The sequence below is a fragment of the Aeromonas sp. 600886 genome, assembly GCF_049174935.1.
Lineage (GTDB): Bacteria > Pseudomonadota > Gammaproteobacteria > Enterobacterales > Aeromonadaceae > Aeromonas > Aeromonas veronii_A.
This window is the reverse complement of the sequence record NZ_JAAKUB010000026.1, coordinates 38,847-52,730: the sequence shown is the minus strand read 5'-3', so window position 1 is coordinate 52,730 and position 13,884 is coordinate 38,847. Positions and strand designations below refer to the sequence as shown.

General features: G+C 59.9%; 12 protein-coding genes. 7 read left to right on the top strand and 5 right to left on the bottom strand.

The genetic code is table 11. The features are described from left to right. Nucleotides 1–48: 48 nt before the first annotated feature. Complete coding sequence (locus tag G5179_RS17605; RefSeq protein ID WP_421258821.1) at nt 49–2,595, top strand: putative bifunctional diguanylate cyclase/phosphodiesterase; 2,547 nt, start codon at nt 49–51, stop codon at nt 2,593–2,595. 5 nt (nt 2,596–2,600) lie between these two features. Here the strand turns inward: G5179_RS17605 and G5179_RS17600 are convergent, their stop codons facing one another. Continuing rightward, the gene (locus G5179_RS17600; protein WP_421258820.1) at nt 2,601–3,341 is read right to left on the bottom strand and encodes a substrate-binding periplasmic protein; all 741 of its coding nucleotides are present in this window, start codon (nt 3,339–3,341) and stop codon (nt 2,601–2,603) included. 70 nt (nt 3,342–3,411) lie between these two features. On the opposite strand from G5179_RS17600, the gene G5179_RS17595 reads away from it, so the two are divergent. After that, the gene (locus G5179_RS17595; protein WP_421258819.1) at nt 3,412–4,158 is read left to right on the top strand and encodes a class I SAM-dependent methyltransferase; all 747 of its coding nucleotides are present in this window, start codon (nt 3,412–3,414) and stop codon (nt 4,156–4,158) included. A 59-nt stretch (nt 4,159–4,217) separates the two neighbouring features. Here G5179_RS17595 and G5179_RS17590 read toward each other — a convergent pair whose 3' ends face one another. The 4 genes from G5179_RS17590 to rhlB form a co-directional block, all read right to left on the bottom strand. Beyond that, a complete protein-coding gene (locus G5179_RS17590) occupies nt 4,218–4,487 on the bottom strand; it encodes a Rho-binding antiterminator (protein WP_421173146.1) in 270 nt (89 codons plus the stop codon). Between the two features lie 25 nt (nt 4,488–4,512). Next, nucleotides 4,513–5,490 carry a DUF4382 domain-containing protein gene (locus G5179_RS17585; RefSeq protein ID WP_266135501.1) on the bottom strand — a complete coding sequence of 326 codons (978 nt, stop codon included), beginning with the start codon at nt 5,488–5,490 and terminating at the stop codon, nt 4,513–4,515. 195 nt (nt 5,491–5,685) lie between these two features. Continuing rightward, nucleotides 5,686–7,176, bottom strand: coding sequence for a guanosine-5'-triphosphate,3'-diphosphate diphosphatase (gene gppA, locus G5179_RS17580; protein WP_227341662.1), 1,491 nt, complete (start codon nt 7,174–7,176; stop codon nt 5,686–5,688). Nucleotides 7,177–7,187: 11 nt separating this feature from the next. Continuing rightward, nucleotides 7,188–8,477 carry an ATP-dependent RNA helicase RhlB gene (gene rhlB, locus G5179_RS17575; RefSeq protein WP_005339414.1) on the bottom strand — a complete coding sequence of 430 codons (1,290 nt, stop codon included), beginning with the start codon at nt 8,475–8,477 and terminating at the stop codon, nt 7,188–7,190. 113 nt (nt 8,478–8,590) lie between these two features. On the opposite strand from rhlB, the gene trxA reads away from it, so the two are divergent. From trxA to fre, 5 genes are all read left to right on the top strand, one after another. Then, entirely contained in the window at nt 8,591–8,917 is a 327-nt protein-coding gene (gene trxA / locus G5179_RS17570; RefSeq protein ID WP_005339416.1) for a thioredoxin TrxA, read from the top strand. Nucleotides 8,918–9,121: 204 nt separating this feature from the next. Beyond that, nucleotides 9,122–10,387, top strand: a complete 1,266-nt coding sequence (gene rho, locus G5179_RS17565; protein WP_005342418.1) for a transcription termination factor Rho — start codon at nt 9,122–9,124, stop codon at nt 10,385–10,387. 108 nt (nt 10,388–10,495) lie between these two features. Next, on the top strand, nt 10,496–11,488 hold the full coding sequence (locus G5179_RS17560; protein ID WP_421207186.1) for a hypothetical protein: 993 nt from the start codon (nt 10,496–10,498) through the stop codon (nt 11,486–11,488). A 33-nt stretch (nt 11,489–11,521) separates the two neighbouring features. Continuing rightward, a complete protein-coding gene (gene ubiD, locus G5179_RS17555; protein ID WP_005339421.1) occupies nt 11,522–12,991 on the top strand; it encodes a 4-hydroxy-3-polyprenylbenzoate decarboxylase in 1,470 nt (489 codons plus the stop codon). Between the two features lie 146 nt (nt 12,992–13,137). Further along, the gene (fre, locus tag G5179_RS17550; protein WP_421258818.1) at nt 13,138–13,836 is read left to right on the top strand and encodes an NAD(P)H-flavin reductase; all 699 of its coding nucleotides are present in this window, start codon (nt 13,138–13,140) and stop codon (nt 13,834–13,836) included. The last annotated feature ends 48 nt before the right edge of the window (nt 13,837–13,884 follow it).

Below are 13,884 nucleotides of genomic sequence, written 5' to 3'. Positions count from 1 at the left end.
CTTCAGTAGAGTCGTGTTCTAACCTTCAAGGAGAGAAAGCCACTTGCCATGAGGCGAGCACTCGATTCCGTCTGTCAAATCATCTCCAGTCTGGCTCACTCGAGCGGTCAGGGATATTTCGATACCTTTGTGAGTGAAATCGCCGCTGCTGTGATGGCTGATGTCGTCCTGATCGCCAGCAGGGAATCAAATGCTACCCACCTGACGGTTCAGACCGCCTATCCCTCCTCCCTTGACACCGATGCCCTGACGCTGCCACTGACTGACTCTCCGGTTGCCATTACCTGGCAGGAGGGGGAAGCCTGGTTCAGCGATCGTCTGCTTCAGCTCTTTGCCAACGTTCCCCTTGCACAGGAGTGGCAACCTCAGGCCTATGCCGGGATTGTCCTCAGGAATGCAGATGGCGAGACCATAGGTATCTGCGCCCTGCTTTATCGTCAGCCGCAGGCCAATATGAGCAAGGTGATTGGGTTACTCCGGTTGCTTGCTCCGTTGGCGGGTCGCGAGCTGGCGCTGATGCTGCAACGACAGCTGCCCTCCCCTCTGCCTGAACCGTCCCATGCATTGCAGAGCATGCTGTTCCAGGCTCCGGTGGGGATCGGCAAGCTGGACCTGGCTGGCCGTATCCTCTGGGCCAACCCGGCCATCGAGCAGATGCTTGGTTATCCCCTCGACGAGTTGCTGCAGCGATCCATCTCCGACATCAACCATCCCGAGGATTGGCAGGGCAGCCTCGTTTGCTACGAAGAGATCCGCCGTGGCGAGCGCAGCAGTTTCACCCGGGAGAAGCGCTACTTCTGCAAGGGGGGGCAGATCTTGTGGGGGCGGGTAACCGTCACCCTGATCCGTGACAAGCAGCAGCAGCCGGACTACCTGATGGTGCTGCTGGAGAATATCGATCCTCTCAAGCGCCATGCGGAGCAGCTCAAGCTCTCCCACCGGGTCTATGACAATCTCTCCGAGGCGATCCTGGTCTGTGATGCCGATAGCCGCATCATCTCGGTCAATCCGGCCTTCGAGCAGATCACCGGCTACAGCAGTGACGAGGTGCGAGGCCAGCGCCCCAGCCTGCTCAAGTCGGGGCTGCACGATCAGACCTTCTATGCCGACATGTACCATGCGCTGGAGCGGGTGGGGGTATGGCGTGGTGAGGTGTGGAACAAGCGCAAGAATGGCAAGCTCTATCCACAGCAGTTGATGATTAGCACCCTGCGGGAAGGGGGCAGGATCAGCCAGTACATCGCCATCTTCAGCGACCTCTCCCAAACCAAACTGGCCGAGCAGAAGATCGCCGCACAGGCCAACTATGACAACCTCACCAGCCTGCCCAACCGCTGGCTGTTCAGTCGCTGTCTCAGCCGCTTCTGCGAGCGGGGCGAGCGCTTCGCCCTGATGGTGCTCGACCTCAACAACTTCAAGGCGGTCAACAACAGCATGGATCACCATGCCGGTGACGCCCTGTTGCGGGAGGTGTCGGACCGGCTGGTGAGCCGGGTGCGCACCGAGGACCTGGTGGCCCGCATCGGTGGTGACGAGTTCGCCTTTCTGGTGCCAGGCATCGTCACCCGTCGTCAGGCCGAGGTGTTTGCCAAGCAGGTTATCGGTAGCTTTACCCGTCCCTTCATGCTGGCCAACCAGCATCTCTATGTTACGGCAACCGTGGGGATGACCCTCTGCCCCGTCGATGGTAGCGAGAGTGACGAGCTGCTGCGAAACGCCGAACAAGCGTTGTTTGCCGCCAAGCGGCAGGGGCGGTTGATCGGTACCTACTGCTCCTCAATGCGGGAAGAGGTGCGTCAGCGCCACCAGATGCAACAGGATCTGGCGGAGGCGATCAAGCTGGAGCAGTTAACCATGGCCTACCAGCCGATCTGGGACAACCGCAGCGGTCGGGTCGCCAAGCTTGAGGCGCTGGTGCGCTGGTATCACCCCCAGTGGGGACAGGTGTCGCCAGCCGAGTTTATCCCGCTGGCGGAAGAGGCGGGGTTGATTCAGGGGCTGGGTGCGCTGGTGTTGTGGCAATCATGCCGGGATCTGGCTCGGTTGCAGCAGTCCGGCTTCCCTGATCTGCAGATGTCGATTAACCGCTCCACCATGGAGTTCCAGACTATCGACCCTGAGGCGAGCGAGTGGCTCAAGGTGATCCAGCACTTCGGGCTCGATCCTGCCGACATCGTCATCGAAATCACCGAATCTCTGCTGATGGAGAGCAGTGATCAGCACAGGGTGCGGATCGATGCCCTGCGCGAGGCGGGTTGCAAGCTGGCTATCGATGATTTCGGTACCGGCTACTCGGCCCTCAACTATCTGCGCTCTTTCCCGGTGGATCTGGTCAAGATCGACCGCTCTTTTGTGCGCCATATCCCCTTCAACGAGCAGGATCGGATGCTGCTGGACGGCATCATCAACATAGTGCACAACCTCGGTATGCAGGTGGTGATTGAGGGGGTAGAAACCCGCGAGCAACTCAACTTCCTCTGTCAGAAGGGATGTGCCTTCACCCAGGGTTATCTGCTCAGCCGCCCGCTGGCCTATGACGATCTCACCGAATATCTGCAGCTCAATGACAAGGGGATGTTTCTGCAGATCAGTTAGGGGGTTTACTCCTTCGATGTCATCTCTGCCTGCTTCGTTTGCAGTGTCCGGTAATTCTCGCCGAGATAGCGCAGATAGATGCGATCCAGTACCCCTTCATCCAGCATCTGTTGCAGCGCCTTGTTGTAGGCAGGCAACAGGTCTGCTTTCTGCTTACCAAAACAGAGGTAGAGCGGTGTCGAGTCGATAAAGGGGGTGAGGGCGCGGATCCTGACGTCCTGCTCTCTCGACAGAATGGGGGCAGAGAAGTAGTCCAGGATGATCATATCGACCCGGCTCTTTTCCAGCATCAGGAGCAGCTGTTTGTCGGAGTGAACCTTGATGGGCTCCCAGCCGGTGAAGTTCCTGATCTTGGCCGTGTAGTCATACCCCCTGACCATCCCTACTTTCAGCCCCTTGGCCATCTCCCACGAGAAGTTCTGTAACGGACTGTCGGTACGCACATAGGCGGCCAGAGGATAGAAGGCGGTGGCAAGGTCAGAGTGATAGCAACCGGGGAGAGGGGCGTTGTCGAGAATGCCATCCGCCAGCTGGGTGCTGACATATTGCTCGCAGCGTCCCCAAGGCAGTTCAAGCAGGGTGAGGTTCATGCCAAGGCGGCGCGCCACCTCTTGATGGATCTCCACCGAAATGCCCTCTTTCAGGTTGCCCTGTTCGGCGTAGGAGAAGGGGGGCCAGTCTACACCGCATACCTTGAGACTGGTGCTGCTCTGGGCGGCAAGCAACAGGGCTATCAGCAGCTGCATGGGATTCTCCGGGATATGAGGGGGGTTGTGGTACACTCGCTTCACTGAACTTAGAACGCATCCAGAGACCATGCAAATCCTCCTCGAAGACCCCGCCAAGGCCGCGCAGGCAGACGCGCTGGCCAGCCAGCTTGGCCAAATCGACCTTCCCCTGTTTGCTCTGGTGTTTACCCCGGAGCGGCTGGAGTTGCGCAAGCTGGATGAGCCCAAGCTGGGGGCCGTCTATGTGGATTTCGTCGAAGGGGCCGTCGCCCATCGCCGCAAATTTGGCGGCGGTCGTGGCCAGTCCATCGCCAAGGCAGTGGGGCTCAGGGCCGGCGCCACACCGACCGTAGTGGATGCCACTGCCGGACTGGGGCGTGATGCCTTCGTTCTGGCTTCTCTTGGTTGCAAGGTGACCCTGATCGAACGCAGCCCTGTGGTAGCCGCCCTGCTGCAGGATGGTCTGGCTCGAGCCGCCGAAGACCCGGAGATTGGCCCCTGGGTGCGCGAGCGGATGCAGTTGCTGCACGGCCCGGCGGTGGAGACCTTGCTAGGGCTAACCGAGCGGCCTGACGTCATCTACCTCGACCCCATGTTCCCCCACAAACAGAAGTCGGCGCTGGTGAAAAAAGAGATGCGGGTGTTTCAGTCGCTGGTGGGGCCGGATCTTGACGCCGATGCCCTGCTGCCGGCGGCGCTGAAGATGGCACAAAAGCGGGTAGTGGTGAAGCGACCGGACTATGCTGGCTGGCTCAATGAGCACAAACCCAGCATGGCTATCGAGACCAAGAGCAACCGCTTTGACGTCTATGTGATGGCGGCGCTGGCGGGATAACGCCGCACGCGAGGGGTAAAAGAAGAGGGCCAACCCGATGGGGTTGGCCCTCTTGCCATCTATTGGCCGTCGGCTGGGGCCGGCGGGGTAAAGCGGATCAGTTTTTCCTCCCCCTGCCAGCTGAATCTCATGGTCGCCAGATCCGCCAGACTGAGTTGCTCGCCGCTGTGCAGCTGGAGATACTCTACTCCATCGCGGGCCTCTATGGTGCGGATCCGATCCGCCCACTGACGTCCGTCCCGACTGGTCAGCGCGACCGGCAACTGCCAGCTGGCGGCGATCTCCAGCCAGTCGTAGAGATCGCAACTGATGGGTTGGTAGGTGTTCATGTGCGGGTTGCCCTCTTGTCGCCGGTTACTGGAAATTGATGATGGTGGCGGGCGCCACCACCGCCTGGGCTTTCTGCACCTGTTCCAGTTGCAGCGGGTCGCCAGCCAGCGCCGGATCGTCCTCGTGGCCATTGCAGACCAGCGCCAGATCGTAGCTACCGAGATTAACAAATCCCAACTCGTAACCAAAGCCGCCACCGCTTTGCGGCAACACGGGCGCGCTGGCATAGAAGCCGTTGTCGCTGTCCGCCATGTCGGGGTAGTTGTCGTCACTTCTGGGTTGGTAGAAGTAGACGAAAGCCTTGTCGGTCAGCAGGCCGCCACACAAGCCAGCTGCTACCGTGCCCCTGACGATGGTGACCTGGGTGTTATTCACCAGCCGCACCCCTCTGGGCTTGAGCTTGTAGTACTGCTCGTGGCCGGGCAGCACCATGGCCTGGCGCAGGTCGAACTCGGTGGTGAAGGCGCTGAGGCCGTTTGCTGCGATGGTGAAGGCATCCAGCTTGAGCTCGCTGCTTGGCACTTCCAGCGGCTTGATCCCCCCATCATCCCGTTTGACGTAGGAGTAGGGGGTGCCATTCAGAAATTGGTTGCTGACCTCCCGTCCATCCAGTATCCGCAACCTCATCTGGCTGTAGTCACCGGGCATCACGCTCTGACCGGACAGCAGGGGGCGACTGGCGGATCCTTGATAACTCAGCAGGTCGATGTAGGTGAACTGCGGCCGGTCTGCACTGTCGAGCGGTATCGTCTCGCCGCTCGGGGTGCAGCCATCGTCCTGGGCCGAGGTGAGAAAACTGGCGGTGGTCCAGATCTGTTCGTTGCCGGCGACGGGGTGGATGCTGATGTTGGCGACGGCGATGCAGACCTTGCTGACCGCATCCACCGGGGCGTCGGAGAAGGCCAGCGAGAGCTGGGCTGGTTGTGGTTGGCTATTGCTGTCGCCACCACCGCCGCAGGCGGTGAGCAGGGTGGTCAGTCCGATCAGAGTCAAGGATTTCATGGCGTCCATTCCGGTTGGTTATGAAGACACCCCAACTCTAGTCGAACGTTGGTCATGAAGGGGAGGCTGGGCCCAGACGCAAGGGCGGGATCTGCCCGTCAGCCCAATAACATCAAGGTGTAGGCCTGAGTAGCACCAGTGTTGGCAGCGAAAGAGATTTTCGGAACGCCGGGGCACTGATTGGGCGTGGCCCAATCAGGCTTCCAGCAGGCGGGTGGGCCAGCCCATCTTCTGCTGGCGCTCTACCTCGAGGCGCAGCTCGCTGGCGCGCAGGTAGTGCTCGTCCAGCCACCCCTTGGGCAGGGTCAGGGTCAGTGACTCCTCTTCTGCCTGCAGGGTGAAGCTGGGCACTGTGCCCTGGGTACGGCGCATGCAGAGGATCAGCGCGATGCGCAGGATACGGGCCAGCCGGATCGCCTGACGACCGGTGACGGCACCCTGTTTCTCCAGTGGTTCCAGCTTGAATTCGTCCCGCTGGTTGAACAGCAGGGCCGACAACAGCTTCTTTTGCGCGGGAGTAAAGCCCGGCATGTCGATGTTGTCGATGATGTAGGCGGCGTGTTGCGGCGCCTTCTTGTATTCGATACAGAGGCCGATCTCATGCAGCAGGGCGGCATAACGCAAAATCGGGCGACCGTAGCGTTTGGAGAGTCGCCAGGCCGGTTGCAGCTGGTTGAACGCCTCGACGGCGGTATCGCGCACCCGTTCGGCGTGCTCTTTATCCAGCTGATAGCGGCTGATCAGGCTGTCGGCGGTGCGATCCCGGGCATCACAGTCGTGATTGTTGCCAAGCAGACCGTAGATCAGTCCTTCGCGCAGGGCGCCACCCGCCAGCGTCATGCTCTCGATATCGAGGGTTTCGAAGATGGCGATCAGGATGGCAAGGCCGGAGGGGAACACGGTCAGCCGTTCGGCCGCCAGCCCTTCCAGTTGCAGCCGGTCGAGCTTGCCGCAGGCGATGGCCTGACCCATCAGCTCCTGCAACTTCGGCAGGGTGACCCGCTCGCTCTTCCCTTGCGCCAGCATGATCTCTTGCAGCGCCTGTACCGTGCCGGAGGCGCCGACGCAGGTGCGCCAGCCGAGGGCGCGGTAATCTTCCGCCACCTTCTCCAGCACCGTCTTGGCGGCGGCAATCGCCTGCTCGAAACGGGCTTCGGAGAGCTCGCCATCACCGAAGTGATTGTTGAGCCAGGTGACGCAGCCCATGTGCAGGCTGTTGAGCAGTTTTGCTTCGCTATGTTCGCCGATCACCAGTTCGGTACTGGCGCCGCCGATGTCGATCACCAGCCGGTTGCCTTCCCCGGCAGAGGTCCAGGAGACCCCTTCATAGATGGTCTTGGCCTCTTCCTCGCCCGAGATGATCTCGATGCTGTGGTTGAGCACCCGTTCCGCTTCGCTGAGGAACTCGTCGACGTTGGTGGCCAGCCGCAGGGTGGCGGTGCCCACCACCCGGATATTGTCGGCCGGAATGTCCTGCAATTGTTCGGAGAAGAGACGCAAACAGTCCCAGCCCCGCTCCATGGCGGCACGGCTGAGACGAAATTCCGGATCAAGCCCTGCTGCGAGGCGAACCTTGCGCTTGACCTTGGCGACGGTGCGCAGGGCACCGGCGACCTCGCGCACCACCAGCATATGAAAGCTGTTGGAGCCGAGGTCGATGGCGGCATAGAGAGGCGAGTTGTGCAACGGGCCTGTCCTTAGCTCTTGCGCGGCGGACGACGACGGTTGTTGCTGTTGCCACCGCCCTGACGATCCCGCATGTTGCGGTTCACCGGCTGACGGTTGCGGAACACCCGTTTCGGCGGGGTCACGTCATCCAGCAGCGCTTCGCGATCATATTTGCTGACCGGAATGGCGTGGTGGATGTACTCCTCGATGGCCGGCAGGTTGAAGGCATAGTCTTCACAGGCTAGGCTGATTGAGTGACCGCTCTTGCCGGCACGACCGGTACGACCGATGCGGTGTACATAGTCTTCAGCGTCGTCGGGCAGGTCATAGTTGAAGACGTGGGTCACGTCAGGGATGTGCAGACCACGGGCGGCCACGTCGGTGGCGACCAGAATATCGAGCGCACCCTTGGTGAAATCCTCGAGGATCTTCATCCGTTTCTTCTGCGGCACATCACCGGTCAGCAGACCGACGCGGTGGCCGTCATTCTCCAGCCAGGCATGGACGTCTTCACAGACATGCTTGGTGTTGGCGAAGACGATGGCTTTTTCCGGCCACTCCTCTTCCATCAGGGAGAGCAGCAGCAACATCTTGTCTTCATTGGAGGGGTAGAACAGCTCCTCCTTGATCCGCACGCCGGTCATCTGCTCCGGCTCGACCTGCACATGTTCCGGGTGGTTCATGTGTTCGTATGCCAACTCCTGCACACGCAGGGAGAGGGTGGCGGAGAACAGCATGCTCAGACGCTCGGTGGCGGGCGGCATGCGGCGGAACAGGAAGCGGATGTCCTTGATGAAGCCCAGATCGAACATGCGATCTGCTTCGTCCAGTACCACGACCTGAATGTTGCTCAGATCGATCACCTTGGACTTGAAGTAGTCGATGATGCGGCCAGTAGTGCCGATCAGGATGTCGACGCCCTGCTCCAGCACGGCCAGCTGCTTGTCGTAACCTTCGCCACCGTAGGCGAGGCCGAGTTTCAGGCCGGTAGAGGCGGCGATGCTGTCGGCATCGTTATAGATCTGTACTGCCAGTTCCCGGGTGGGGGCCATAATGATGGCTCTGGGTTGGTTAACCAGACGGGGCTTGGTCAGCGGGTGAGTCAGCAAATAGTTGAATGTCGCGGCCAGGAAGGCAATGGTCTTGCCGGTTCCTGTCTGGGCCTGACCGGCGAGGTCATGGCCCTCTACCAGCAGTGGCAGGGAGAGTGCCTGGATGGGGGTGCAATAGTGAAATCCCTTTGATTCCAGACCAGCCAGAACTTCGGGTTCGAGGCCCATTTGGGCGAATTTGTCGGTCGTTAAGTGTGTTTTGCTCATGGCGGTAGGTTATCAGGTTAGGCTTGCAATAATAAACAGGATCATTTCAAATAGGGCAACTATTGCCTTTATTGACGAGTCAATAAAGCCTTATTTACTGACTGGAGTTGGAGATGAGTGACAAGATTGTTCAGCTGAGCGATGCCAGCTTCGAGGCAGATGTAATCAAAGCCGATGGCGCCGTTCTGGTCGACTTCTGGGCCGAGTGGTGTGGTCCGTGCAAGATGATTGCCCCGATCCTGGAAGAAGTTGCCCAAGAGTACGAAGGTCGCGTGACCGTAGCCAAACTGAACATCGACCATAACTCTGATACTCCGCCCAAGTACGGCATTCGTGGTATCCCGACCCTCTTGCTGTTCAAGAATGGCGAAGTGGCAGCGACCAAGGTCGGTGCACTGTCCAAGACTCAGCTGAAAGAGTTCCTGGACGGCAACCTGTAATAATTAAAGAGGAGCGCATTGCAATAATGCGCTCCTTGTGTTTTATCACCTAGACGCTCATCCCGATTGGTGCTAGTTTATCGCTCGTTTGCTAACCTTTTTGCCTGACTCTTTGCTAACCACAGCCTGGCAATCAAATCCGATCAGCATCAATCCAGCAGACTGTCTCCTCATTTCAATCCTTGCTTACAGACTTTCACCACTATGAATCTGACTGAATTAAAGAACACTCCTGTGTCCGAGCTGGTCAAGCTTGGCGAATCCATGGGGTTGGAAAATCTGGCTCGGGCGCACAAGAAAGATATTATTTTTGCAATCCTCAAGGCGCACGCCAAGGGTGGTGAAGATATCTTTGGCGACGGTGTGCTGGAAATCCTGACCGATGGTTTCGGCTTCCTGCGCAGTGCAGACGGCTCTTATCTGGCAGGCCCTGACGATATCTACGTCTCCCCGAGCCAGATCCGCCGCTTCAACCTGCGTACCGGCGATACCATCTCCGGCAAGATCCGGCCACCGAAAGAGGGCGAACGCTACTTCGCACTGCTCAAGGTCAATGAGGTCAACTACGACCGTCCGGAAAACTCCCGCAACAAGATCCTGTTTGAAAACCTTACCCCCTTGCATGCCAACGAACGTCTGCGTATGGAACGGGGTAACGGCTCTACCGAAGATATCACCGCCCGTGTACTGGACTTGGCATCCCCCATCGGTAAAGGCCAGCGCGGCCTGATCGTGGCGCCGCCCAAGGCCGGTAAGACCATGCTGCTGCAGAACATCGCCCAGAGCATCGCCTACAACCACCCGGACTGTGAACTGATCGTTCTGCTGATCGACGAGCGTCCGGAAGAAGTGACCGAGATGCAGCGCATGGTGAAGGGCGAAGTGATCGCTTCCACCTTCGACGAGCCTGCTTCCCGTCACGTTCAGGTTGCTGAAATGGTGATCGAGAAGGCCAAGCGTCTGGTCGAGCACAAGAAAGACGTAGTGATCCTGCTGGACTCCATCACCCGTCTGGCCCGTGCCTACAATACCGTTATCCCGTCATCCGGCAAAGTACTGACCGGTGGTGTGGACGCCAACGCCCTGCACCGTCCCAAGCGCTTCTTCGGCGCCGCGCGTAATGTGGAAGAGGGCGGCAGCCTGACCATCATCGCCACCGCGCTGATCGATACCGGCTCCAAGATGGATGAAGTCATCTACGAAGAGTTCAAGGGTACCGGCAACATGGAACTGCACCTCTCGCGCAAGATTGCCGAGAAGCGTGTCTACCCGGCCATCGACATCACCCGCTCCGGCACCCGCAAGGAAGAGCTGCTGACCACTGGTGACGAGCTGCAGAAGATGTGGATCCTGCGCAAGATTGTCCACCCGATGGGCGAGATCGACGGTATCGAGTTCCTCATCGACAAGCTGGCGATGACCAAGACCAACGACGAGTTCTTCGACGCCATGCGGCGCCAGCAGAAGTAAGTCCGGTCAGAAAATGACGAAACCGCGGCCCTGGTCGCGGTTTTTGTTTATCTGTTTTCCGGTTGCCCTAGTAGTATGAGATCCCGATGTCGCATGGATGGAGACGTCATGAAGCCTGTTGTCTGGTTATTGCTGGGATTGCTGAGTGCAATGCCAGTCTGTGCGCAGAGTGCTCCGGCTACGGTGACAGCCGAGACGTTGCAAACGCATCGGCACTATCTGGCGAGCCGTCTGCAGCAAGGACAATTTGCCGCCATCGACTCTCTGCTGGCGACCCTGAGCCGCGAGCAGCGGGAGTTCCTGCTGTTGCAGCTGCTGCGGGATATTCCGGTTACCGCTCCTGCGTCCCCCGCGTTGCAACGCTGGGTCGAGGCACAGGCCGACAAGGCTCCAGAGTGGCTGCAGGAGCAGCAGGTAGACGGTTTTCTGGTGCAGCAACCTGTCTACGATTTTGCCGCGCAGGCCCGTCAGTTGCTGGGCGAATGGCAACTGCACTCATTGGTGCAGCGTTATCAGCAGCAACTTGCCCAGGGCAACTTCCAGCTAAAGTCCATCTACTACAGCAGTAACCCCGATATTGCCATGCAGCAGCAAGCTCTGTTGCTGGCCCTCGACGCCTTGCCGCAATCGATCTGGATGCGGGAGGCGCAAGCGCTGGCCAGCCGGAATATCTATCTGCCCGACAATCAGCTGTTGCTCCATCTGCTGCTGCGCACAGGTGAACCGGCGCTCTATGGCATGTTGTGGCGGCGGCCGGCAGATCAGGATGCGCTGCGCGCACTCGCCACCATCAACCGCTTCCATCATGGCAATACGGCCAGCTCCCTGCTGATTGCCGCCAGCGGCAATCCCGGTTTGAGAGAGCCGGCCCTGCGCCAGCTGAGCGCCCTCTCTCCTTTGCCGCCACAAGCCCAGAAATACCTGCTGGCCGAGCTCTCCAACCGCCAATACGGGGCGCTGGTGGCCGGTCTATTGATGGAGGTGGATGAACCCCAGTTGCTCTCCGGCCTTGCCAGACGCCTCGGCCAGCGTGATCTCCCCCCCGCAGCACCGAGTCTGCTGCCTGATTCGGGTACACCCGATGGGCAGCCAGGGTTATAATGCGTGACCTCCTGAACCCGGTTGGGAACTTGCATGAAATACAAGGATTTGCGTGATTTCATCGCGCAGCTGGAACAAAACGGACAACTCAAGCGCATCACCCGCGAGATAGACCCCTATCTGGAGATGACCGAGATCAGCGATCGCACCCTGCGTGCGGGTGGCCCGGCTCTGCTGTTCGAAAATCCCAAAGGCTACACCATGCCGGTGCTGACCAATTTGTTCGGCACCCCGGATCGGGTTGCCATGGGCATGGGGCAGCCCGATGTGGGCGCTCTGCGTCAGGTCGGGGTCTGGCTCTCCTATCTCAAGGAGCCCGAGCCGCCCAAGGGATTCAAGGAGCTGATGGAGAAGCTGCCGATCTTCAAGCAGGTGCTCAACATGCCGACCAAGCGCCTCTCTTCCGCCCCCTGCCAGCAGGTGGTGCAGGAGGGCGATGCGGTCGATCTCGACCAGATCCCGATCCAGCACTGCTGGCCCGGCGATGTGGCGCCGCTGGTCACCTGGGGCCTCACCATCACCCGCGGCCCCTACAAGAAGCGCCAGAACCTCGGCATCTATCGCCAGCAGAAGATCGCCAAAAACAAGCTGATCATGCGCTGGCTGGATCATCGTGGCGGTGCCATCGATTTTCGCGAGTGGCAGGAGGCCCACCCGGGCGAGCGATTCCCGGTGGTGGTGGCACTCGGTGCCGATCCGGCGACCATTCTCGGCGCGGTGACGCCGGTGCCGGATACTCTCTCCGAATATGCCTTTGCCGGTCTGCTGCGCGGCAGCCGTACCGAGGTGATCAAGGCCATCAGCTGCGATCTGGAGGTGCCCGCCAGCGCCGAGATCGTGCTGGAAGGCTATCTGGAGCCGGGTGAGATGGCGCCGGAAGGGCCCTATGGCGACCACACCGGTTACTACAACGAGGTGGACGAGTTCCCGGTCTTTACCATCACCCACATCACCAAGCGGCGCGATGCCATCTATCACAGCACCTACACCGGCCGTCCGCCCGATGAACCGGCGGTACTGGGTCTGGCGCTGAACGAGGTGTTCGTGCCGCTGCTGCAGAAGCAGTTCCCCGAGATTGTGGACTTCTATCTGCCGCCGGAGGGGTGCTCCTACCGGATGGCGGTGGTGACCATCAAGAAGCGTTACCCGGGCCACGCCAAGAGGGTGATGCTGGGAGTCTGGTCATTCCTGCGCCAGTTTATGTACACCAAGTTCGTGGTGGTGTGTGACGATGACGTCAACGCCCGCGACTGGAAGGATGTGATCTGGGCCATCACCACCCGGATGGACCCGGCACGGGACACCACCTTGATCGAGCATACGCCGATCGACTATCTGGACTTCGCCTCGCCGGTCTCCGGTCTCGGCTCCAAAATGGGGCTGGATGCCACCAACAAGTGGCCGGGCGAGACCAATCGGGAGTGGGGTCAGCCCATAGTTCAGGATGAGGCGGTGAAGCAGAAGGTCGATGCCATCTGGGATGAGCTCAATATCCTCGGATGAGGCAAACATGACAGCTTTGCTGCAAAAAGTGATGCGATCCGCACTGATTTGAGTATTCTCGACTGACGGGGCCAGGGCTGCTGGTCGTCACTCCATAGTGAAACAATGAGCGAAGCGGGCCGAGCGAGCCCGCCACAAGGACAAGAATGCAACGTATCAAATGCCGCGTAGAGGAACTGCGCGAATATGTCGACACCATCTGGCATGTGGCTCTGACGCCGCAGCAAGCGATCAGCTTCAAGCCGGGCCAGTATCTGCTGGTGGTGATGAGCGATTCGGACAAGCGCCCCTTCTCCATCGCCAACTCGCCGACCCGCCCGGGCGTGCTGGAGCTGCAAATTGGTGCCACTCCCGAGAACGCCTATGCCGGTCAGGTGCTGGCCCGCATGCGCGAGCAGGGGGAGATCGAGGTCGAATTGCCGGCTGGCAAGGCGTTCCTGCGCGATGAGTCTCCCCGTCCGCTGATCCTGATGGCGGGCGGCACCGGCTTCTCTTACGCCCGCTCCATTCTGGAATATCTGATCGACACAGGCAGCAAGCGCCCGGTGTTCTTCTACTGGGGGGTACGTCAGGCTCACTGGCTCTACGAACTGGAGCAGATGCAGCAGTGGGAGCGTGACTATGCGCCGCTCACCTTTATCCCGGTGGTGCAGGAGCCGGATGCTGACTGGACCGGCAAGAGCGGACTGGTGCACAAGGCGATCATGGATGACTTCGTCAGCTTCCACGACTACGACATCTATGTCGCCGGTCGCTTCGAGATGGCGGGGGCCGCGCGTGAGGAGTTCAAGATCCTCGGTGCCGAGCCGGAGCGCATCTTCGGTGACGCCTACGAATTTATCTGACGGGATCCCCGCTTGGATGACGCAGCCCCCGGTTTGCCGGGGGCTTTT